This is a genomic window from Klebsiella sp. X1-16S-Nf21, from assembly GCF_002837615.1.
GTDB classification, from domain to species: domain Bacteria; phylum Pseudomonadota; class Gammaproteobacteria; order Enterobacterales; family Enterobacteriaceae; genus Klebsiella; species Klebsiella variicola.
In genome coordinates, this window is sequence record NZ_PJDK01000001.1 from 80352 (window position 1) to 102474 (window position 22123).

The 22123-nt window shown below is 56.8% G+C and carries 23 protein-coding genes and 3 tRNA genes; 10 read left to right on the plus strand and 16 right to left on the minus strand.

The genetic code is table 11. From position 1 onward, the window contains the following. Positions 1–553: 553 nt before the first annotated feature. From CW267_RS00435 to CW267_RS00445, 3 genes are all read right to left on the minus strand, one after another. Positions 554–630 (minus strand) — tRNA-Val (locus tag CW267_RS00435). Positions 631–634: 4 nt separating this feature from the next. After that, a tRNA-Val gene (locus tag CW267_RS00440) sits at positions 635–711 on the minus strand. Between the two features lie 4 nt (positions 712–715). Beyond that, positions 716–792 (minus strand) — tRNA-Val (locus tag CW267_RS00445). Positions 793–1046: 254 nt separating this feature from the next. Here CW267_RS00445 and CW267_RS00450 point away from each other — a divergent pair. After that, entirely contained in the window at positions 1047–1625 is a 579-nt protein-coding gene (locus CW267_RS00450; protein WP_008804612.1) for a TIGR00730 family Rossman fold protein, read from the plus strand. 140 nt (positions 1626–1765) lie between these two features. Here CW267_RS00450 and asr read toward each other — a convergent pair whose 3' ends face one another. Both asr and mdtK read right to left on the minus strand, forming a co-directional pair. Beyond that, complete coding sequence (gene asr / locus CW267_RS00455; RefSeq protein WP_100780912.1) at positions 1766–2230, minus strand: acid resistance repetitive basic protein Asr; 465 nt, start codon at positions 2228–2230, stop codon at positions 1766–1768. Positions 2231–2407: 177 nt separating this feature from the next. Then, positions 2408–3781, minus strand: coding sequence for an MdtK family multidrug efflux MATE transporter (mdtK, locus tag CW267_RS00460; RefSeq protein WP_016161206.1), 1374 nt, complete (start codon positions 3779–3781; stop codon positions 2408–2410). Between the two features lie 229 nt (positions 3782–4010). On the opposite strand from mdtK, the gene CW267_RS00465 reads away from it, so the two are divergent. Further along, positions 4011–4646, plus strand: coding sequence for a riboflavin synthase (locus CW267_RS00465; RefSeq protein WP_012541513.1), 636 nt, complete (start codon positions 4011–4013; stop codon positions 4644–4646). Between the two features lie 35 nt (positions 4647–4681). Here the strand turns inward: CW267_RS00465 and cfa are convergent, their stop codons facing one another. Both cfa and punC read right to left on the minus strand, forming a co-directional pair. Then, positions 4682–5830 carry a cyclopropane fatty acyl phospholipid synthase gene (cfa, locus tag CW267_RS00470; protein ID WP_008804616.1) on the minus strand — a complete coding sequence of 383 codons (1149 nt, stop codon included), beginning with the start codon at positions 5828–5830 and terminating at the stop codon, positions 4682–4684. Between the two features lie 293 nt (positions 5831–6123). After that, the gene (gene punC, locus CW267_RS00475) at positions 6124–7305 is read right to left on the minus strand and encodes a purine nucleoside transporter PunC (RefSeq protein WP_012541514.1); all 1182 of its coding nucleotides are present in this window, start codon (positions 7303–7305) and stop codon (positions 6124–6126) included. A 112-nt stretch (positions 7306–7417) separates the two neighbouring features. Here punC and punR point away from each other — a divergent pair, with 112 nt between their 5' ends. Then, positions 7418–8329, plus strand: coding sequence for a DNA-binding transcriptional activator PunR (gene punR / locus CW267_RS00480; protein ID WP_012541515.1), 912 nt, complete (start codon positions 7418–7420; stop codon positions 8327–8329). Positions 8330–8348: 19 nt separating this feature from the next. Here the strand turns inward: punR and purR are convergent, their stop codons facing one another. Further along, positions 8349–9374, minus strand: coding sequence for an HTH-type transcriptional repressor PurR (gene purR / locus CW267_RS00485; protein WP_004202888.1), 1026 nt, complete (start codon positions 9372–9374; stop codon positions 8349–8351). A gap of 292 nt (positions 9375–9666) precedes the next feature. Between purR and CW267_RS00490 the strand changes: the two genes are divergently transcribed. Beyond that, positions 9667–9759: a YnhF family membrane protein gene (locus tag CW267_RS00490; RefSeq protein ID WP_012968036.1), complete on the plus strand. Its 93-nt coding sequence runs from the start codon at positions 9667–9669 to the stop codon at positions 9757–9759. A 167-nt stretch (positions 9760–9926) separates the two neighbouring features. Next, a complete protein-coding gene (locus CW267_RS00495; protein ID WP_016161205.1) occupies positions 9927–11093 on the plus strand; it encodes an MFS transporter in 1167 nt (388 codons plus the stop codon). 62 nt (positions 11094–11155) lie between these two features. On the opposite strand, the gene sodB is transcribed toward CW267_RS00495, so the two are convergent. Next, entirely contained in the window at positions 11156–11737 is a 582-nt protein-coding gene (sodB, locus tag CW267_RS00500) for a superoxide dismutase [Fe] (RefSeq protein WP_002907771.1), read from the minus strand. 482 nt (positions 11738–12219) lie between these two features. On the opposite strand from sodB, the gene CW267_RS00505 reads away from it, so the two are divergent. Beyond that, a complete protein-coding gene (locus CW267_RS00505) occupies positions 12220–12705 on the plus strand; it encodes a helix-turn-helix domain-containing protein (protein ID WP_012541516.1) in 486 nt (161 codons plus the stop codon). Here the strand turns inward: CW267_RS00505 and CW267_RS00510 are convergent. Further along, on the minus strand, positions 12660–13532 hold the full coding sequence (locus CW267_RS00510; RefSeq protein ID WP_012968037.1) for a C40 family peptidase: 873 nt from the start codon (positions 13530–13532) through the stop codon (positions 12660–12662). The genes CW267_RS00505 and CW267_RS00510 overlap by 46 nt on opposite strands. A 340-nt stretch (positions 13533–13872) precedes the next feature. Between CW267_RS00510 and CW267_RS00515 the strand changes: the two genes are divergently transcribed. Further along, positions 13873–14220: a Grx4 family monothiol glutaredoxin gene (locus CW267_RS00515; RefSeq protein WP_002907768.1), complete on the plus strand. Its 348-nt coding sequence runs from the start codon at positions 13873–13875 to the stop codon at positions 14218–14220. Positions 14221–14267: 47 nt separating this feature from the next. Here CW267_RS00515 and rnt read toward each other — a convergent pair whose 3' ends face one another. The 4 genes from rnt to CW267_RS00535 all read right to left on the minus strand — a co-directional run bounded on the left by rnt (position 14268) and on the right by CW267_RS00535 (position 17289). Further along, on the minus strand, positions 14268–14915 hold the full coding sequence (gene rnt / locus CW267_RS00520; protein WP_008804623.1) for a ribonuclease T: 648 nt from the start codon (positions 14913–14915) through the stop codon (positions 14268–14270). Between the two features lie 137 nt (positions 14916–15052). Next, the gene (gene gloA / locus CW267_RS00525; protein ID WP_002907764.1) at positions 15053–15460 is read right to left on the minus strand and encodes a lactoylglutathione lyase; all 408 of its coding nucleotides are present in this window, start codon (positions 15458–15460) and stop codon (positions 15053–15055) included. Between the two features lie 78 nt (positions 15461–15538). Then, positions 15539–16636 carry an alkene reductase gene (locus tag CW267_RS00530; protein ID WP_012968038.1) on the minus strand — a complete coding sequence of 366 codons (1098 nt, stop codon included), beginning with the start codon at positions 16634–16636 and terminating at the stop codon, positions 15539–15541. A 53-nt stretch (positions 16637–16689) separates the two neighbouring features. Next, positions 16690–17289 (minus strand): TetR/AcrR family transcriptional regulator, encoded by a 600-nt coding sequence (locus tag CW267_RS00535; RefSeq protein WP_008804625.1) that lies wholly within the window; start codon positions 17287–17289, stop codon positions 16690–16692. A 139-nt stretch (positions 17290–17428) separates the two neighbouring features. Between CW267_RS00535 and CW267_RS00540 the strand changes: the two genes are divergently transcribed. From CW267_RS00540 to sodC, 3 genes are all read left to right on the plus strand, one after another. Beyond that, the gene (locus tag CW267_RS00540; protein WP_008804626.1) at positions 17429–17671 is read left to right on the plus strand and encodes a DUF1289 domain-containing protein; all 243 of its coding nucleotides are present in this window, start codon (positions 17429–17431) and stop codon (positions 17669–17671) included. 48 nt (positions 17672–17719) lie between these two features. Further along, positions 17720–18616 (plus strand): aldo/keto reductase, encoded by an 897-nt coding sequence (locus CW267_RS00545; protein ID WP_008804627.1) that lies wholly within the window; start codon positions 17720–17722, stop codon positions 18614–18616. A gap of 69 nt (positions 18617–18685) precedes the next feature. After that, on the plus strand, positions 18686–19207 hold the full coding sequence (gene sodC / locus CW267_RS00550; protein WP_008804628.1) for a superoxide dismutase [Cu-Zn] SodC: 522 nt from the start codon (positions 18686–18688) through the stop codon (positions 19205–19207). Here sodC and CW267_RS00555 read toward each other — a convergent pair. After that, positions 19200–21224, minus strand: coding sequence for an FUSC family protein (locus CW267_RS00555; RefSeq protein WP_100780911.1), 2025 nt, complete (start codon positions 21222–21224; stop codon positions 19200–19202). The two genes, sodC and CW267_RS00555, sit on opposite strands and share 8 nt — an antisense overlap. Continuing rightward, entirely contained in the window at positions 21224–22120 is an 897-nt protein-coding gene (locus CW267_RS00560) for an HlyD family secretion protein (protein WP_100780910.1), read from the minus strand. The genes CW267_RS00555 and CW267_RS00560 overlap by 1 nt, the downstream gene beginning before the upstream one ends. Positions 22121–22123: the final 3 nt, after the last annotated feature.

Here is a 22123-nt window from a genome sequence, read left to right on the forward strand (position 1 = left end):
CGTTAATTTTGTCTGAATCTGAGGAACGAAACCCTGTGCAATTTGTGAACGGGCTTCATGACGTAAAATTCGGGCCACACTGAGTGAAATTTCAGGTTAGAGGCCGAAACTTATGCTGCATTGTTTTCCGTTATGATAGTAGTGAAATTGCCATTTTTGCTTCCTGATTTGCTGACAGACAGGGAGTGGCCATCCATATCGGTCAGCGAGTCATTTGGGGGAGTAGCCGCCATTACGAATGGCCGTGTCGGTTAATGGCATAGTCGTCACCTTTGTTTTGTCTGCAGTATTCTGTCACGTCAGTGCCCGGAGTTTTAAAGCCTGAAATGTTTTCCGCCGGGAAAAAATGCCTTGTTGCAATGACACATTCCCCACCGTTTGTGGCTTAAAGCGCCATTTCGATGTGCTCAAAAATGTACTTAAAAGGGTTGGCTTCCCCTGCACGAGTGTGGAATATGCAAGGAAAAATCTTTGCCAATACACAACATTTTAAGTCAGCAATACCATCGGGGGGCAGGTGATAAAACACAGAAATTACAGAAGGATAACTGATTGGTGCGTCTGAATGGACTCGAACCATCGACCCCCACCATGTCAAGGTGGTGCTCTAACCAACTGAGCTACAGACGCATTATGGTGCGTTTAATTGGACTCGAACCAACGACCCCCACCATGTCAAGGTGGTGCTCTAACCAACTGAGCTATAAACGCATTATGGTGCGTTCGATTGGACTCGAACCAACGACCCCCACCATGTCAAGGTGGTGCTCTAACCAACTGAGCTACGAACGCAATGTTGTGGTGACAACGGGGACGCATATTAGCGGCAGGGAGAGGATGTGGCAAGAGGTAAACGTCACTTTTCTTGCACATTGCATGCGATTGCGGAACTTTTACCCATTCCGGATATATTTTACTGAACCACAAGGATATTTCTTCGCCAGCGAGCGTCATGACTCGCTTTTTTCTGCCCGTCTAACTCTGCGCGGTAGGGTTGCCGTTGTGTTAAATTATCGGCCACCAGAAGAGAAGGAGTCATAACGAAGATGAAATCGATTGGTATTTTTTGCGGTTCTTCAGCTGGCGAACATCCGCTGTATCTCGACACCGCCCGTCTGGTCGGACGTACGCTGGCGCAGCAGGGGCTGGCGCTTGTCTATGGCGGCGGCAAAGTCGGTCTGATGGGGGCGGTCGCCGATGCGGCGCTGGAGGCCGGTGGTGTGGTGATCGGCGTGATGCCGCGCGGCCTGGTGGAGCGGGAAATTGCCCACCGCGGCTTGACGGAGCTGCATGTGGTCGAGGATATGCACGAGCGGAAAACCAAAATGGCGGCGCTGGCGGATGGCTTTATTGCCCTGCCGGGCGGGGCGGGGACGCTCGAAGAGATTTTCGAACAATGGACCTGGGCGCAACTGGGGATCCATGAGAAACCGTGCGCGTTCCTGAATATCAAGGGTTATTACGATCCGCTTCAGGCGATGGTCGACAACATGGTACGGGAAGGATTTATGCACCCGCGCTACGCGGAGATGCTGCCGTTTGCTACCTCGGCAGACGAGATTATCGCCGGTTTTCGCGACTATACGCCGCCGGCCCGTAAATGGGTTCAGCAGCCCGCTATTTAAACATCAAGCGCAGGGTAAACAGCGCGCAGACGATGAGCAGTAACAGCAGCAATTCGAAGCGATAGCGTTGCAGCATGATGTCCTCCTGAAAAAAAACCGGCGCTGTTCAGCGCCGGTTTATCACCTTAACGCCCTGACCATTATGCCGCCGGTTTAACCGCCGGTTTAGCTGCGTGGTGTGCCGCTTTATGATGTTTCTTTGCAGCCTGCGCTTTCTGCGCGACTGCCGGTTTCGCAGCGGCTTTATGGTGTTTCTTCGCCGCCTGGGCTTTCTGCGCGACTGCCGGTTTCGCAGCGGCTTTATGGTGTTTCTTCGCCGCCTGGGCTTTCTGCGCTACTGCCGGTTTCGCAGCGGCTTTATGGTGTTTCTTCGCCGCCTGGGCTTTTTGCTCAGCAGCCGGTTTTGCAGCGGCTTTGTGGTGTTTCTTCGCCGCCTGGGCTTTCTGCTCGGCTGCCGGTTTCGCGGCCGCTTTGTGATGTTTCTTATGGTGAACGGTGGTATGGCTGGCAGCTGCGGCCGGGGTGGCGCTTGCGGCATCGGAAGCGAAAGCAACTGATGACAGACCCATAGCAGCGGCAACAACCAGAGCTAATACTTTTTTCATTCTGAAATCCTCGAATTGGTTTCTTGAGTAACCCCACTGCGGGGCTGTTGACCACACTATATGCGTCTCGGGGAGTGCCATCAGTGAGTCTTTGGTGTCGGGGAGTAACGGAATGTACAACGTGGTCGCAATGCCGGAGAACGAAAAAGCCCGCCGGAGGGGCGGGCTTTGCAGGGACTAGCGCGCGGCGCGCTGTAAGATGATGCTGGAGGGCTGGCGCTGTAGAAAACGCATCCGCAGCATCATCATGATGGCGGCGGAGGTCAGGCCGATGATAAATCCACACCAGAAACCGGCGGGCCCCATGCGTGGCACAACCATATCGGTCAACGCCAGCAGATAGCCGCTCGGCAAACCCAGCACCCAGTACGCGGTAAAGGTAATAAAAAAGATAGACCGGGTATCTTTATAGCCGCGCAGAATGCCGCTGCCGATCACCTGGATGGAGTCGGAGATCTGATAGATAGCCGCCAGCAGCATCAGGTGTGAGGCCAGCAGCACCACCTCGGGATTATCGTTATACAGCAGGGCAATCTGTTCACGCATCAGCACGGTAAAGATAGCGGTAAATACCGCCAGACAGACGCCCACGCCCACGCCGGTGCGGGCCGAAACCTGGGCATCGATCGTTGAACCTTGTCCGAGACGGAAGCCGACGCGAATGGTGACCGCCGCCGCCAGCGATAGCGGCAGAACGAACATCAATGAGCTGAAGTTAAGCGCGATCTGGTGACCGGCGACGTCAATGATCCCCAGCGGGGAGACCAGCAGCGCGACGACGGCAAACAGCGTGACTTCAAAGAACAGCGCCAGAGCAATGGGCAGCCCCAGCTGCACCAGCCGTAACAGGACGGCGAAATCGGGGCGGCTGAAGTGCTCGGCGCAGCGGATATCCCGCATCGAACGCGCCCGACGCACCCACCACAGCATGCTGGCGAACATCACCCAGTAAACCGAAGCAGTCGCTACCCCGCAGCCGACACCGCCCAGCTCGGGCATGCCGAAATGACCATAGATAAAGATATAGTTCACCGGAATGTTGACCAGTAAGCCGATAAAGCCCATGACCATCCCGGGTTTGGTTTTCGCCAGCCCTTCACACTGATTACGGGCAACCTGGAAGAACAGATAGCCCGGCGCGCCCCACAGCAGCGCGCGCAGATAGCCAACCGCCTTCTCAGCCAACAGCGGGTCGATATTATGCATGGAGCTGATGATATAGCCGGCGTTCCACAGCACGACCATAATCAGCACCGAGACAAAGCCGGCCAGCCAGAAGCCCTGACGCACCTGCTGTGCGATGCGATCCCGCCGTCCGGAGCCGTTAAGCTGCGCCACCACCGGGGTCAGCGCCAGCAGCAGCCCGTGGCCAAAGAGGATCGCCGGCAGCCAGATGGAGGTCCCGATGGCCACGGCGGCCATATCCGTGGCGCTGTAGCCACCCGCCATCACGGTATCGACAAAACCCATCGCTGTCTGCGCCACCTGCGCAAGGATGACGGGTATAGCCAGAGCTAATAACTGACGCGCTTCAACGAAATACTTCTGCACGTGAACACCTTTATTTTGTTGTTATTTTGAGACTAAAAAAGCCGCCGTAACTGGCAGCAAGGGGATAAAAATGAGGAATTTCCAGTCTATTGTAGCGAGGATTAGCCATTAAGCCAGTGAAAAAAGAGTCGAGGCACGAAGCGCGCTGGCAACCGCTTTGCCCTCCTGTTATTGTTCCCGATAGCGAAAACGGTAATGATACCGTCATGATTTTCAACAGGAGCCTAACATGTTTACTGGTATTGTTCAGGGAACCGCGAAAGTGGTATCCATTGATGATAAACCCAATTTTCGCACCCATGTGGTGGAGCTACCGGCGCATATGCTGGAGGGGCTGGAAACCGGCGCCTCGGTAGCCAATAACGGCTGTTGCCTGACGGTGACCGAAATAAACGGCGCGCACATCAGCTTCGATCTGATGAAAGAGACGCTGCGGATTACCAACCTCGGCGATATTCAGATCGGGGATGAAGTGAACGTCGAGCGGGCGGCGAAATTCAGTGATGAAATCGGCGGGCATCTGATGTCCGGCCATATTATGACCACCGCGGAAATCGTGAAGATCCTCACTTCCGAAAATAACCGTCAGATCTGGTTTAAAGTGCAGGATCCGACGCTGATGAAATATATCCTTTATAAAGGTTTCATCGGTATTGATGGCATTAGCCTGACGGTGGGCGAGGTGACGGCAACCCGCTTCTGCGTGCATCTTATCCCGGAAACGCTGCAGCGGACCACGCTGGGCGCGAAAAAGCTGGGTGACCGCGTCAATATTGAGATTGACCCGCAAACTCAGGCGGTTGTCGATACGGTTGAACGCGTGCTGGCCGCGAAAGACGTTGCGTCTAAGGTGAATGAAGCCTGAAAAAAATCCCCCGCCGGTGAGCGGGGGAGATTTTGTTAGCGGGCGATGCGTAGCCCATGTTCAATGCCGCGCGAGAACACTACCTGCCAGAGCTGAATGTCACGGGCGCGGAAGGCGCCGGCGCAGGCGTTCAGATAATAGCTGAACATCCGTTTGAAACGTTCAGAATAGTTATCGGCAATTTCCGGCCAGCTGGCGAGAAAACGCTCATACCAGGCCATCAGGGTGGTGTCATAATCGGCGCCGAAGTTATGCCAGTCTTCCATCACAAAGTGCTTCTCGCTGGCATCGGCGATCTGCCGAACCGACGGCAGACAGCCGTTGGGGAAGATATATTTATCGATCCACGGGTCGACGTTATGGTCGGTGACTTTGGAACCGATGGTGTGCAGTAAGAAACGGCCGTTGGGTTTCAAATTACGATCCGCGACCTCAAAGTAGGTGGCGTAATTTTTCGGTCCCACGTGCTCGAACATACCGACGGAGACGATACGGTCAAAGCTGTCGTGCAGATCGCGATAGTCCTGGAGCCGAATCTCCACGTCAAGATCAGCGCAGCGCGCCTGGGCCATCTTTTGCTGCTCGGCGGAGATGGTCACGCCGACAACGCTGACCTGGTAATTTCGCGCCATATACTCGGCGAGCCCGCCCCATCCACAGCCGATATCCAGTACCCGCATCCCCGGCTCAAGCTCCAGCTTACGACAGATGAGGTCCAGTTTAGCCTGCTGCGCCGCTTCGAGGGTTTGCGCCTCTTTCCAGTATCCGCAGGAATACTGCATGTAGGGGTCAAGCATTCGGCTGAAGAGATCGTTGCCGAGATCGTAATGCTCTTTGCCAACAATCCAGGCGCGTTTTTTACTTTGCAGATTGAACAGGCGAGCGCCTGCGATGCGGAGTGTATCTTTGAAATGGTGAGGGAGCTGTTTTTCCAGTCCGGCGCGAAGCACTTTGTGGAAGAATATATCCAGACGCTCGCAGTCCCACCAGCCGTCCATATAGCTTTCGCCTAACCCCAGCGACCCCTCCTGCAGGACACGTTTAAAGAAAAGAGGGTTTTTAATTCGCAGGTCTGACGGCGCGGAGCCATTGATTTCTATTCCCGCACGGCCCAATAATTCAGCTGCAATCCGGTACCAGTCATCATTTGGTACACTTACTTCTTCTATACACGATGAACTCATAGCTTCTCCATCACGCCCAAGTGATCAGAACCTTAAAACAGCGTAGACGCTTTTTTGGCTTTGTGAGAAATCTCACGGATAATCCGTGAAGTCGCTATCCGACGTAGAACAGAGGAAGGGAGATAACCCTTGCCGAAAGGCCTTCCATGGTGAAACGGAGGCATCCTGCATCCGTTAATATTTAACTATTTTCTATTTATGTGAACCCGGATCCAGTATAGGACGCTAAGTACTGGCTTTCAATAAAATTTTCTTAGCATGCTAACGACTGGTCCGGGCAACGGCGATGGGCGTTACGCGTGGGAAGAGTGGGGGGTCAGCTCCGGCGTTTGCTGCAGGCGATAGCCGATTCCGGCTAAGCCAATCGAGACCAGCATCACGCTGGTGGTGGTCAGCAGCGGCGTGGCGATCAGCGCCGATACCAGCAAACTGGTCAGGAAGCACAATCCCAGCTGCAGCGTATTCTGCAGCGCCGCCGCGCGGCCCGTTGCCTGCGGGAAGGGTTTCAGCGCCTGGGCGACCACAATGGGATAGATCCCGCCGTTGACCACCGCCATCATGCAGAACGGGATCATTAACGCCACCAGCGAGGCATGCGTTTGCAGGCCGACCAGCCAGGTGGCGGCAACGCTGACGGCGAAGACCACCAGCAGCCACGGCAGCATCTGTTGTCCTGACCATTTTTGCAGCAGCGCGCGACAACCATAGCCGCCCACCAGAAAGGCGATGGTCTGTGGGATATAGCTCAGGCCGATAGCGGTTGGGCCATAGCCCATTTCGTGCAGGATAAAAGGTGAACCGGTAAGCCAGGCGAAGAAGCTGGCGGAGCAGGCGGCGTAGATCAGGACGTTGCCGCTGTATTCCCGGGAGCGCAGCAGCGCGAGAAAGGTGATCTTCTGCTGCGTCACTGCTACCGACTTTGCGGCTGCCTTCAGGCGCAGGGCAGGCAGCATCAGCAGCAGAGTGATGGCAAACAGGGTTGCGAAGATGGCTTGCCACTCGAAGTGCACCAGTAGCCAGCTACCCAGCAGCGGGGCCAGCGCTGGCGACAGTCCTACCAGCGGCATAATGGTGGCGAAGATGCGGTTCGTGCGCTGGGCAGGATAGTAATCGGTGACCATCGCCTGCCAGGTAACGGCCGCGGCACAGACGCCAATCGCCTGCAAAAAGCGCAGCGCCAGCATCAGGGTAGCGTTGTGCACCCACAGCATCCCCAGACAGCCGGCCGCGAAAATTGCCAGGCCGCTCAACAGCACCGGTTTGCGCCCATAGCGGTCCGACAGCGGCCCCCAGAACAGCTGCCCCAGCGCGAAGCCGGCGAGGAACAGGCTCAGGCTGGCGCTGATGGAGGCAGCGGAGGTATTGAGATCCTGCTGCATGGCGGCAAACGCCGGCAGGTACATATCGGTGGCCAGAAAGCCCAGCACGCTCAGGCCGGCCAGCCAGACTAAAAATCCTTTCCCAGGTTGTGACATAACGTTCTCATTTTTGGAGTACAGGTACGATGCCGCAGAGTGTAGGGAGTGCATTGTGGCTTGTGAAACGCTAATATTTGTCACATGCATTCAAAAATTTTGCAGGCAGAAAATGTGGTCTGAATACTCTCTGGAAGTGGTTGATGCCGTAGCCCGCAACGGCAGCTTCAGCGCGGCCGCGCAGGAGCTGCACCGGGTGCCCTCCGCCATCAGCTATACCGTGCGTCAGCTTGAAGAGTGGCTGGCCGTTCCCTTGTTTGAGCGCCGCCATCGTGATGTGGAGCTGACGCCCGCAGGGGTCTGGTTCTTACAGGAAGGGCGCTCTGTTATCAAAAAAATGCAGATCACCCGCCAGCAGTGCCAGCAAATCGCCAACGGCTGGCGCGGGCAGCTGTCGATCGCGGTGGATGATATTGTGAAACCGGCGCGGATGCGCCAGATGATCGTCGATTTCTATCGCCATTTTCCCGACGTCGAGCTCATCGTTTTCCAGGAAGTGTTCAACGGCGTATGGGATGCGCTGGCCGACGGCCGTGTAGAACTGGCGATTGGCGCAACGCGATCTATTCCGGTCGGGGGCCGCTATGCGTTTCGCGATATGGGGATGCTGAGCTGGGACTGCGTGGTGGCGAGCGATCACCCGCTGGCGAAGATGGAGGGACCCCTGAGCGATGATGTCCTGCGTAACTGGCCGTCGCTGGTGCGGGAGGATACGTCACGTTCACTGCCCAAACGAACAACCTGGCTGCTGGATAACCAGAAGAGGGTGGTGGTCCCCGACTGGGAATCGTCGGCCACCTGTCTGTCGGCGGGCCTCTGCGTCGGCATGGTGCCGAGCCATTTCGCCCGACCATGGGTAGATCGCGGCGTGTGGACCGCGCTGGCGCTGGAGAATCCGTTCCCGGATGCCGCCTGCTGTCTGACCTGGCAGCAGAGTGATGCCTCACCGGCGCTGAACTGGATGCTCGACTATCTGGGGGACAGCGACACGCTGAATCGGGAATGGCTGCGGGCGCCGGAGTGATCCGCGCCCGCCAGATGCCTTACCGACGATAATCGACAAACGGGCCATCCGCCACGGAGCGGCGTTCGACCAGACGAGGATGCACTTCGATAGACTGCGACTCTTCACGCTTATTAACGATACGATCCAACAGCATGTTAAATGCGGCTTCGCCCAGGGAATCTTTCGGCTGATGAATAGTGGTTAACGCCGGGCTGAAATAGCGGGCGTTACGCACATTATCATAACCGATCAGCGAAATGTCCTGCGGCACCCGCAGCCCCATTTCATCCGCCGCGCAGATAGCGCCCATCGCCATGATATCGCCGCCGCAGAACACCGCCGTCGGACGGTGCTGCTGGCTTAAGATCTGCTGCATAGCGCGGTAGCCGGACTCCGGCTCGAAGTCGCCCTGCACAATCCAGTTTTCCGGCACGCTGATATGCGCCTCTTTCATCGCCTGCATAAAGCCGGCCAGGCGGCCTGCGCCGGTGTTGCGCTCCAGCGGACCCGGGATCACGCCGATTTCACGATGGCCACGTTCAATCAGGTAGCGTCCGGCGATATAGCCGCCCTGGAAGGCGTTATCGATCACCGCATCGGTGAAGTCGGCTTTTGCTTCGCCCCAGTCCATCACCACCATCGGGATATGGCGATACTCTTCCAGCATGCTCAATACCGAATCCGGATATTCGGAACACATCACCAGCAGGCCGTCGACACGCTTCTGCGCCATCATCGACAAATAGGCGCGCTGTTTTTCCGGATCGTTCCATGCGTTGCCGAGGATCAGGGTGTAGCCCTTCTGGAAGCAGCTCTTTTCAACAGACTCAATAATTTCAGCAAAATAGGCGGCTTCGCTACTGGTCGCCAGCAGACCAATCGATTTTGTATGATTGACTTTCAGGCTGCGGGCCACGGCGCTCGGCGAGTAGTGCAGCTCTTTGATCGCCGCCCACACCGCATTGCGCGTCTCTTCGGCAACGAAACGGGTTTTGTTAATTACATGTGATACAGTTGTAGTGGAAACGTTTGCGCGCTTCGCTACATCTTTAATAGTTGCCATTACATCTCACTCCATGCCTTGACCTGATCGCCTGATCATCGATACGTAAACGTTTGCCTACACACACCCTGAATACAATTTTCAACATTGCATCACGTCGGGAAAACGACACAGAACGACAGGAAGGGGTCAATGGCCGATACGCTTTTAAATTAGCGTGGGATTTTGTCCGATCTTGGGGCAAAGTGGAAGAGCAAAAATGTGCATCGCCCTAAATCCCGGAAGATTTTTGCGATTTTTTGTGCAAAAATGAGCAAGCTCACTTTTGGTGTGGGGATAACAAGAGGGAAAAATGATGGATACCAATTTAAAGTTTTCGCTGATCACCACGGTTATTGCCCTCGGCGTGATCGTCGCTTTCAGCCTGACCGCCATACTGCACTAATGTTCCAGTGAGGGAGGAGCGCGGCCTCCTCCCCGTATCCCGCCATTATTATCAATTCTGCAAAAATCTTTTGTCATTTCGTTCACTTTTGTTTTTTTGTGATTGATGTCATGCTTTTGACTTCTGATGTTACGCCGTCCTCTCTGACGGTCTGATGGAGTCATTGAATGAAAATCAACTTTCCTTTACTTGCGCTGGCGATCGGCGCCTTTGGCATCGGTACCACCGAGTTCTCCCCAATGGGATTGCTGCCGGTGATTGCGAAAGGTGTGGACGTCTCAATCCCAGTGGCGGGAATGCTGATCAGTGCGTATGCCATCGGCGTCATGGTCGGCGCGCCGTTGATGACCCTGCTGTTGTCACATCGCGCGCGGCGCAATGCGCTGATTTTTCTGATGGGGATCTTCACCGTCGGCAACCTGTTGTCATCCATTGCGCCGGATTACACCACCTTGCTGCTGTCGCGCATTATTACCAGCCTTAACCACGGTGCTTTCTTTGGCCTGGGATCAGTGGTCGCAGCCAGCGTCGTGCCAAAGCATAAGCAGGCCAGCGCGGTAGCCACGATGTTTATGGGGCTCACTATCGCCAACATCGGCGGTGTACCGGCGGCGACCTGGCTTGGCGAAACCATCGGCTGGCGGATGTCCTTCCTGGCCACCGCAGGGTTAGGCCTGCTGGCGATGGTCAGTCTGTGGTTCTCTCTGCCGAAGGGCAGCGCCGGTGAGCGCCCGGATGTCAAAAAAGAGCTTTCAGTCCTGCTACGCCCGCAGGTACTCTCCGCCTTGCTGACTACCGTGCTCGGTGCCGGGGCAATGTTTACGCTGTATACCTATATCTCGCCAGTGCTCAATACGCTGACCCACGCTTCATCGCTGTTTATTACCGCGATGCTGGTGCTGATTGGCGTTGGTTTTTCGCTGGGCAACTATCTGGGCGGCAAATTCGCCGACCGGTCGGTCTCTGGCACGCTGAAAGGCTTTCTGCTGCTGCTGATGGCGATCATGTTGGCGATCCCGCTGCTGGCGCAATCCCAGGCCGGAGCGGCCATCAGCATGATTGTCTGGGGCGCAGCCACCTTTGCGGTGGTTCCGCCGCTGCAGATGCGGGTCATGCGCGTGGCGCATGAAGCGCCGGGGCTCTCTTCTTCGGTGAATATCGGCGCGTTCAACCTCGGCAACGCGCTGGGCGCCGCCGCCGGTGGGGCGGTGATCTCTGGCGGACTGGGCTATGCGTTTGTGCCGGTGATGGGGGCGATTATCGCCGGTCTGGCGCTGCTGCTGGTCTGGTTCAGCGGACGAGCGCAGCCGGAAGAGGCCTTTGCCCGCCAGTAACGCGAGTGTAGGGAAGGGCTAAAAAAAACCGCAGCCGGGGAGACCCTGCTGCGGTTTGTCGTTTATGCCGCCAGGTTGGCCGCAACAAACTTCCAGTTAACCAGCGCCCAGAAATGGTCCAGGTAGCTTGGACGGGCATTGCGGTAGTCGATGTAGTAGGCGTGTTCCCAGACGTCAACGGTCAGCAGCGGCTTCGCGTCGGTGGTCAGCGGGGTACCGGCGTTGCTGGTGGAGACGATAGCCAGGCTGCCGTCGGCATTTTTGACCAGCCAGGTCCAGCCCGCGCCGAAGTTTTTCGCTGCGGCATCGGTAAATTTGGCTTTAAAATCCGCAAAGCTGCCGAAGGATTTGGCAATCGCGGCCGCTAACTCGCCTTCCGGTTCGCCGCCGGCGTTCGGCGCCAGGCAGTTCCAGTAGAAGGTGTGGTTCCAGACCTGGGCTGCGTTGTTGAATACGCCGCCTTCAGAAGTGCGGACGATCTCTTCGAGAGATTTGCCTTCGAACGCAGTGCCTTTGATCAGGTTGTTGAGGTTAGTGACATACGCCTGGTGGTGTTTACCGTAGTGATATTCCAGGGTTTCTGCGGAAATGTGCGGCGCCAGGGCGTCTTTTGCATATGGTAATGCAGGTAATTCAAACGACATTGCTACTCTCCTTATAACTTTTTGTTTTAGCTCACATTGACAAGATGAGGCTTTCGCCTGAATCGTGTTCTGGCCACCCGACGCTGTCGCGTCACGGGCTGTTATTGTATTGAGAATGTTAACATTTGCCGCAAGCAGTGAAAAGCCTTACAACGATAAAGGCTATTGCCGCAGGCGCAACTGATGAAGGCTTAACCGTTTTCTACGGGGCGAGGCGTCAAACCGCTCGCAGATGTTGCAAAAATGTATAAGGAGACGCCGTCTGCGCTTTTCCGACTCTCGCAGGGAAGGTTTAACGTCTTCTGTTTTTCTCTGACGATCGCAGCCGCGCATCATGGTTGAGGGTGATATGTCTTTAAAATTAATGGTTTAATTAAAATATGCGCCCAGGCAATCGCCGCTATGCCAATAATTCATTGTCTATTTTGCTATTTGTATGACAAATATGACCGCCGACATGAATTTCCCACAGGATGGCTACGATGGCAAAAACAGGTGAGGCGGTGAGCCCGAAGATGATCCCGGTTGTGCAGGGGATCGTTGACTGGATCGAAGCCCATATTTTAGACACCCTGCCGGTCAGCACGATTGCGAAAAAGTCCGGTTATTCGCACTGGTATTTCCAGCGGCAGTTCGCCATGGTGACCGGCTGCACGCTGGCGAACTACGTCAGTCGGCGAAAAATGACCATTGCGACAATCTATTTAACGCAGACGCAAGCGTCGATACAGAGTATTTCTCAGTGCCTGGGATACGACGGACAGGCCGCTTTCTGCCGGACCTTTCACCGTCACTTTGGTATGTCGCCCACCCGCTATCGTCGGGAAGCGCCGGGCAAGGAGATGAATATGCAGTATCCTTTGACGGTAGAAGGGAAAGACGCGCAGGTGAGGCGGTCTGCCGCCGTAGCGGCAGACCAGGATCAGCGAATGGTTTTCGGCGTCATGACGCGACGAGCGCCAACATAATGGCGAACCCAGTAATCCTCGCTCAGGGAGGTGATTTGTATATCACGACCTGTGCGTGGTGATTGAATAAATTTCCCGTTGCCGACGTAGACGCCAACGTGGTCGGCAGTACCGCGTCCGCGGGTGCGGAAGAAGACCAAATCGCCGCTCTGCAGTTCATCACGATCCACCGGACGCGCATCGCGCAGGTGGTACATTTCATTAGCCGTACGCGGGATGTGAATTTTGACCAGGTCCTTATAGGCGTAATAAACCAGTCCGCTGCAGTCAAAACCGGTACGTGGCGAGGTGCCGCCCCAGCGATAGGGTTTACCCAACTGGCCCATCAATTTGTTCATGGCGGTACTTTGCGCTTTCTGCACCCGGACTTTATGGGCGTCAGCGATCGTTAAATTCGCATCGCTGGCCTCAGGTTTACAGCGTTTTTTATAGCCCTTACGCACCACGCATTTGCTTTTGACGCTGTTCAGCGCCAGGGTCGGCTCGGCGCTGGCGGCGACCGTTTTCGCGCACTGCTTTTTATAACCTTTACGCAGCACGCATTTTTTCGTCGCGCCGGCGGCCTGACGATGAAGTGCGGTTTGGCTTGCTGCGGTAGTGCGGGAAGGGAGCCGGGTGCTCGAGGACTTTTTACTGGTGGTTTTAGCGGTGGTTTTACTTTTTTGACTGGTAGCTTTTTTCTTGCGCTCTGAGCCACTTTTCGCGGGCAACGCCTTTGGCGAAGCGGAGGCGTGCGTATGCCCTGACGCCTGAGCCAGTGGCGTGAATGAGATAGATGTGAACAGTAATGCACAGAGCGATATCGCGATTTTGTTTAGCCGCGCCACTGAGCAATCCCCTGATTAATTACAGACATGTACAAATGCCTGACGATGAATGACAAACCGGAATGATTCTAAAGCATAAAAACCCGGAAAGTTAATATTCTTTTGTATCAAAAATGTCGATTGGTTAACGATTGCAAGAAAACGCGTCAGACATTGACCGTCTCGCACAGAAAATGCGCAATGAGCGCCCGCCTGCGACGGCAAAATGATATTTTTAAGGCAACTTCGCGCAACAGAAGATAAAATATGAATAGTGAAAAAAATGTTATTATCCGTCCTGCCTACAGGACGCTACAATGACAAGTTACTGCCGTAGAAAGAAGTTTAAGGAAGCACGACAATGAGCTCGACTTTAGAAAAGATCCAACGCCAAATCGCTGAAAACCCGATCCTGTTGTACATGAAAGGGTCGCCGAAGCTGCCAAGCTGCGGTTTCTCTGCCCAGGCCGTTCAGGCGCTGTCCGCCTGTGGCGAACGTTTTGCTTACGTTGATATCCTGCAGAACCCGGATATCCGCGCCGAGCTGCCTAAATACGCCAACTGGCCGACTTTCCCGCAGCTGTGGGTAGACGGTGAACTGGTGGGCGGCTGCGATATCGTCATCGAAATGTACCAGCGCGGTGAACTGCAGCAGCTGATCAAAGAGACGGCGGCGAAGTACCACACCGACGAGCCGAAAGCGGAGTAATTCCCGCCATCCGTAAAAAAGCGACTTCCTGGAAGTCGCTTTTTTTATTACTCCGGGGTGGCCACGGGCAGCGGCCAGCCGCCCAGACGCTTCCAGCGGTTCACAATCTCACAAAACAGCTGCGCCGTCTGCTCGGTATCGTACAGGGCGGAGTGGGCCTGCGCGCCATCGAACGCCATACCCGCGGCGATACAGGCTTTCGACAGCACCGTCTGGCCCAGCGCCAGCCCGCTCAGCGCGGCGGTGTCGAAGGTAACAAACGGATGGAACGGATTGCGTTTAAGCCCCGCGCGTTCGGCGGCGGTCATGGTGAAGCTGTGGTCAAAGGTCGCATTGTGCGCCACCATGATCGCCCGGCTGCAGTCGCTCTCTTTCATCCCTTTGCGTACCATTTTGAAGATGGCATGCAGGGCATCGTATTCGCTGACGGCGCCGCGCTCCGGGTCGTGCGGGTTAATTCCGTTAAAGGCCAGCGCTTCGGGCTGCAGATTGGCGCCCTCGAAAGGTTCAACATGAAAATGCAGCGTTTCATCGGGCATCAGCCAGCCTTGCTCATCCATCTTCAACGTAATGGCGGCGATCTCCAGCAGAGCGTCGGTTTTGGCATTAAATCCTGCGGTTTCAACATCAATCACCACCGGATAAAAACCGCGGAAACGGTCGCACAGACCATTCAGTTGAGCATTCTCGGACATCAGATTCTCTTAGCTGGAAAAAAGTAGCGCGCATTATGGCAAATTTTGCCGCGGCTTGCAGCAGGCAGGGGTGAAAACAACGGGCGCCGCAGCGCCCGGGCGAGCCATGGCATTAAAGAGGCCTGGCTCGGGAAGCGTTAGTTGCCCAGACCTTTGCCGGCATCTTTCTCTTCAATGAGCTCGATTTTGTAACCGTCCGGATCTTCCACGAAGGCGATGACGGTGGTGCCGCCTTTTACCGGGCCGGCTTCACGGGTGACGTTGCCCCCGTTCTGGCGGATCCGTTCGCAGGCTTCGGCGGCGTTGTCGACGCTCAGCGCGATATGGCCGTAGGCGGTGCCCAGCTCATAGCTGTCCACGCCCCAGTTGTAGGTCAGTTCGATCACCGCGGTTTCGCTCTCTTCGCCGTAGCCGACAAAGGCGAGGGAGTACTTGTACTCCGGGTTTTCGCTGGTGCGCAGCAGCTTCATGCCCAACACGTTGGTATAGAAGTCGATAGAACGTTGCAGGTCGCCAACGCGCAGCATGGTGTGGAGTAAGCGCATAATGTCCCCTATGCAGTTTATTTGATAGATCAGAACCTTGAGTATAGCGGCGATACGTCGCCGCTATCAATGGAGGGATTACAGCGTAGGGTAGTCGGTGTAGCCTTCCGCGCCGCCGCCATAGAAAGTTTCCGGGCGCTGGGGGTTGAGCGCCGCTTTTTTCTGCAGACGGGCCACCAGATCCGGGTTGGCGATGTAATCGCGGCCAAAGGCCACAGCATCAATGAGCCCTTTATTGATAAGATCGTTGGCTTTTTCTACCGTGTAGGCGCCAGCGCCAATGATCACGCCCGGGAAGCGGTCGCGAACTTTCTGACGGAAGGCTTCGCTGTACGGCTTGCCGCCCGCCCAGTCCGGCTCGGACATGTGCAGATAGGCGATACCGCGTTTTGCCAGTTCGCTAATCAGATACAGCGCGTCTTCTTCTTCGTTCGGGCCATTATCCACATTCTGGAAGCTGCCAATCGGCGACACGCGGATGCCGATCCGGTCAGCGCTCCACTCTTTGCTCACGGCGTCGACCACTTCCAGTACCAGACGGGCACGGTTCTCAACGCTGCCGCCGTACTGATCGGTACGCTGGTTCGCCGACGGCGAGAGGAACTGGTGCAGCAGATAGCCGTGGGCCGAGTGCAACTCAACCAGATCGAAGCCAGCGTCACGGGCATTGCCGACCGCCTGACGGAAATCGTCGACGATCCCCGGGATCTCTTCGGTTTCCAGGGCACGCGGCATCGAGGTGTCGGCGCGAATAGCATGGCCGTTTTCATCGCGCAGGGAGGTGCGAGTACCGGCGCTCAGCGCGGAAGGCGCTACCGGCGCGCCGCCGCCAGGTTGCAGGCTGCTATGGGAAATACGCCCGGTGTGCCACAGCTGGACGGCGATACGGCCATTTTCCGCATGAACACCGGCGGTGATTTTCTGCCAGGCGGCAATCTGCTCCGGGCTGTGCAGGCCCGGCGCGCCGGCATAGCCTTTGGCCTGGGCAGAAATCTGCGTCGCTTCGGTGATGATCAGGCCGGAGCTGGCGCGCTGGCGGTAGTATTCGCCCATCAGCGGGGTAGGGATATCGCCCGGCTCGATGCTGCGCAGACGCGTCAACGGCGCCATAAATACGCGATTAGGGACGGTGACCGCACCGACTTTCAACGGGCTGAATAATTTTGCTTCCGACATAGTGACTCCTGAGTAGACCGGTCGTCTAGTAACTGATGAAATAAAAACGCCTGTTATACCGCAGGCGCCGCAATAATCTGTTTGGCGTGGGCAAGGGCGCTTTCCAGCGGCCTTGCGCTACGCGTAATTTTGGCCTGCAGGTTGGCCCCGAGCCACAGGGAATACAGCACCTGCGACAGGGTCATGGCCTCGCCGTCAAACGCCAGACTGCCTTCCTGACGTCCTTTCTCCAGCGCGTCGCCCAGCAGGGCGATAATCTGACTGGCACCATGGTCCATGGCGGTACGCATATCTTCCGACAGGTCGCAAACCTCTGCCGACAACTTGACGGTAAGACAGCCGCTAATAATCCCCTGCTGGCAGAACTGATTCAGCGTGTGCTGATAATAAGCCAGCAGGCGGTCACGATAGTTGCCGTCGCCATGATCGAAGTGGTCGACCAGGCGCTGCAGATATCCGGTGTAGTGATGTTCGAGCAGCGCGACGCCGAAGGCTTCTTTAGAGCGAAAGTAATGGTAGAAAGAGCCCTTAGGCACTTCCGCCGTCTTCAGAAGTTCGCTCAAGCCCATTCCGGTAAAACCGCGATGCATGCAGAGCTGCTCGCCGGTGACCAGGATATGTTCTCGGGTATCGCATTCGCTGTGTCTGTTCATGGAGCACACTGTAGTAGACCGATTGGTCTAATGCAAGCGTCGGCGGAAAAATGTTAGCTGGCGCAGCACGTAGTGAACAAAATTTGCGTCGGCGCGGGGAAACGTCTTCAATGAAAGGAGACGAGGGGACAGGAGACGTGTGGTGGCAGAGCAGTTAGAGTTTTTCCCGGTGCAGAGCCCGTGCCGGGGAATATGTCAGACCGACGAGCGCGGCTACTGTCGCGGCTGTTTCCGCAGCCGTGAGGAACGTTTTAACTGGCAAACGATGAGTGATGCGCAGAAACAGGAGGTGTTGCGTCTCTGCCGCCAACGGCTGCTGCGCAAAATACGCGCGAACAAGCCGGAACCGGCGGAAGAACCGCAGCAACCCTCACTGTTTTAAACCAAAAAGTACGTATACTCAGTACACTTTTTTATTGAGGAAGCGGTTATGGTTCAGCGTATTGCTATGGCTCCCCAGGGGCCGGAATTTTCGCGTTTTGTGATGGGCTACTGGCGTCTGATGGACTGGAAAATGTCGCCAGGCGAGCTGGTCAGCTTTATTGAACAGCATCTTGATTTAGGCGTAACCACTGTCGATCACGCCGATATCTATGGCGATTATCAGTGTGAGGCTGCCTTTGGCGAAGCGCTGAAGCTGGCGCCGCATCTGCGTAATCGCATGGAAATTGTCAGCAAATGCGGCATCGCCACCCGGGCGCGGGCTGAAAACACCATCGGCCACTATATCACCGACCGCGACCACATCGTGCTGAGCGCTGAGCAATCGCTGCGTAATCTGGCGACGGACCATCTCGATCTGCTGCTGATCCATCGGCCGGATCCGCTAATGAATGCCGATGAAGTGGCTGAGGCGTTCCTCGCGCTGCATCACAGCGGAAAAGTGCGCCACTTTGGCGTATCTAACTTTACCCCAGCCCAGTTCACTCTTCTGCAGTCGCGCCTGCCGTTTACCCTGGCCACCAATCAGGTCGAAATCTCGCCGGTGCATCAGCCGCTGTTGCTCGACGGCACGCTCGATCAGCTGCAGCAGCTGCGTATTCGTCCGATGGCGTGGTCCTGCCTTGGCGGCGGACGCCTGTTCAATGAAGAGGGCTTCCAGCCGCTGCGCGATGAGCTGGCGCAGGTAGCGCATGAGCTCAATGCCGACAGCATCGAGCAGGTGGTCTACGCCTGGATATTGCGTCTGCCCTCGCAGCCGCTGCCGATTATCGGCTCGGGCAAAATCGAACGCGTGCGTTCCGCGATCGTGGCCGAAAAACTTAGCATGACCCGTCAGCAGTGGTTCCGTATCCGCAAAGCCGCGCTCGGTTACGACGTACCGTAACGGGCATTTCGCCTCCGGAAAGGCGTTCCTGGTTTACACTTAACAGGGAGACAGCCATCCGGAGGTGTTATGCAACGATGTATTCTCGCGATCTTATCCCTCGCATTTTGCGCTGGCGCACAGGCCGTCAGTGAAGATGTTCAACTTAATCTCGTGACCCCCCAGGGCGTCGGGCAGTCCATCGGCAGTGTAAAAATCACCGAAACCGACCGCGGCCTAGAGTTCGCCCCCGAACTGCGGGCATTGCCGCCGGGCAAGCACGGCTTTCATATTCATGCCGAAGGCAGCTGCCAGCCGGCGATGAAAGAGGGCAAAGCGGTGGCCGCCGGGGCGGCGGGCGGACATTATGACCCGCAACATACCGGGAAACACGAAGGGCCGCTGGGCACCGGGCATCTTGGCGATTTGCCTCTGCTGGTGGTCAACGACGCGGGCGTGGCCGACCAGCCAATTATTGCCCCACGTCTGAAAACGCTGGATGAGGTGAAGGGGAAAGCGCTGATGGTCCACGTGGGCGGCGATAATATGGCCGACAACCCGCAGCCGCTGGGCGGCGGCGGCGAGCGGTTTGCCTGCGGGGTGATTAAGTAGTCTTTTCGCCAATCGTGCCGGCGATCGGGGCCTGTTCCAGCTGTGACAGGGCGCAATACAGTCGCCAGATTGCGGCGGCCAGCTCCCGGGCCGCTGGCTGATGATGGTGGTTCAGGACGTCGCAGATCCGCAGCAGCTCCTGCAGGGTGGAGGCCAGCGGGCGCTGCTGCACGCCGCGCTCGCTCATCACATCGCGCAGCAAATTGATGCACAGGTCGCGCACCTGGGCGAGGGGATCGGAGCGGGTTTCCCATTCCCGAAGCTGCCAGACGACGTGCGAGCAGTTGAGCAGCACCACCCCCCAACGTAGTAGCCAGCGCCGTGCCAGGGCATCTTTACTCTGACTGAGCTGGCTGACATGGTGGTACACCAGCGATTCAAATTCATGTTCGCTGTGCTGGGGATGTCGGCTGAGCTGATCGACAAAGTGACGCCGTAACGCTCTGATATGGCGTCGCCCTTTGCGGGCATCCGATCCCGGACTGAGCACCGCAAAAGCCAGCCAGGCAAAGCCCACGCCGACAATCTTGCTTAAGTTATCATTGAAAAAAGCCGCATAGTCGTACACCGGCGGATTGGTGACGGAGATAAACGAGCCCATAAACACGATAAGCTGTCCCCACAGGCCGGCATATTTGGGCCACTGTAGCTTGAGCAACTGCATGGTGGTCAGCAGCGGGAACAGAAATAGCAGAAACTGCCACAGGTCGGTTATCTGCACCATCAGGCCGAACTTCACCACAAAACTGAACAGCGACAGCAGCACCAGGGTCTGCATTAGCAGCGTCAGCGATCGAAACGGCGAAGCCGAGACCGAATAGAGCACGCAGCAGATGGAGGCCAGGGTCAGGGCAGCCGCGCAGCTGGTCCACTGGGTGCTGATCCCCCATGCGCCAATCGCCACCAGCGCGCAAAAAGTACGGATGCCATTGAGCAAGGCCTCTGCCTGGTCGGTGTGGCGGGCCAGGGCTGGCGCCGAAGGTACGTTGAACTCGGCGATCGCCGACGCATTCTCTACCCGGCGGATCCAGCGACTGCTTTCCAGATAAATGCGACAGAAATAGCGCAGTCGCGCCCAAAAGGCGATATGACGGTAATCGGCATCCGGCGGCGGCGCCAGAGGCGCCAGAATGCGGGCGACATGATAGCTGTCAGCATGGGGAGCAGCGAGTTCAGCAAGCAGCGACTCCAGCACCTGACGAGTGTTCGCCGGCGCGTCCGGCCAGTTCAGCAACATACGTCGCAGACTGGAAATGACGCTGGTCATTCGGAGCTGCTGATGCAGCAGGTAGTTCAGCAGGGGATTCTGCCGACGGAAGCGGTAGTGACTCCAGAAGGCCTGGATGCGCAGCAGGTTCATGGTGAGGATCTGACCAATCACGCTTTCGTGAGCGGTGCGGATGGCATCCGTCGTCTCCGGCACCCACAGCAGGCTGGCGTGCTCCAGCAGCCGGGCGTGCATGGTTTTCAGGGCCGTCAGCAGGTTGCTGCCGTCGGAGGTGCTGGGCAGGATCATCATCATGAGTCCGCCGCAGAGGATCCCAACGATGACTTCGCAGACGCGCGACTGAGCGATCACCCAAAGTTCGTAGCTGTCGCTGATGTTAATCACCGGAAACGCGATGATGGCGCAGGTATAGCCGGCAAGCTGAAAGGCGTAGGCCACGTTGTTGGTGAACAGCGCGCAGGCCCAGGTGCACAGCGCCAGCCAGCCGGAAATACTGAACAGAAACAGCCAGGGATCGTTCAGCGTATGGCCCGCCAGCAGCAGGGCGGCGCAGGCGCCGAGCAGGCTGCCGGCGATGCGGCCAAAGCTTTTACTGATCACGCCGCCGACGGTGGGAAAGTTGACCACTGCCGCGGAGGTCATCGCCCAGTACGGCTCATCGAGATCCAGCGCGTAGGCGATGCTTAACGCGAGACACATAGCGATGCCGTTACGCAACGCGTATCGCCACTGTGGACGGGTGGCTTTAACCCAGGGCAGTGTGCGCCACGACAGGGCCTGCAGATTCATTACTGCCCGCCGATCGAGACAGTGCAGGTGGTGCCGGAGACCAGAGTGACGTCCGCCGGTAGCTCATTAAAGGCAATCCGCACCGGAACGCGCTGCGCGAGGCGTACCCAGGGGATATTCGGTTTGATGTTGGCCACCAGCCCGGTTCCCTGTTCCACGCTCTGATCGACAATTGCCCGGCCGATGCTGGCGACATGCCCGTGCAGCGTCTGCTGATTACTGTAGAGAATAATCTGCGCCGGATCGCCGATGCGGATATGACGCAGTTTGGTCTCTTCAAAGTAGCCCAGCACGTAAAACGAGTGGCTGTCTACCAGAGCAAAGACCGGGTGGCCGGTAGTGGCGTAATCGCCGACGCGGGTGGAGAGGTTGGTCACCCAGCCGTCCACTGGCGCTTTGACCGTTGTTTGGCTTAGCTGCCATTGCGCATGTTTCAGCATCGCTTCGCTGACGCCCAGTCCCGCTCTGGCGGCCGCCAGGTTGGTGGTGGCCGTATTCAGCGCGGTGTTGACGTTCTCAAGATCTTCAGCCGAGATCGCATTCTGCGACAGGTTGTGACGACGACGTGCCTCGCTGGCGGCCTTCGTTTGCTCAGCCTGCGCTTTCGCCACCTCGGCTTGCGCTTTCGCCTGCTGCGCCTGGGCGTTCAGCACGGCGATACGGTAGGGGGTGTCGTCGATAGTGAACAGAACATCCCCGGCGTTGACCCGTTGGTTGTCCGTCACGTTCAACTGCAGAATGCTACCGGAGACCTGAGGGGTGATCCCGACCTGCTCTGCACGCACTTTGCCGTCGCGGGTCCAGGGGGACTGGGTGTAGAAATTCCATAACAGCCATGCGGCGATCAGGGCGATGGCCGCAACCAACAGCGTTGACAGATATTTTAGTTTTTTCATAGC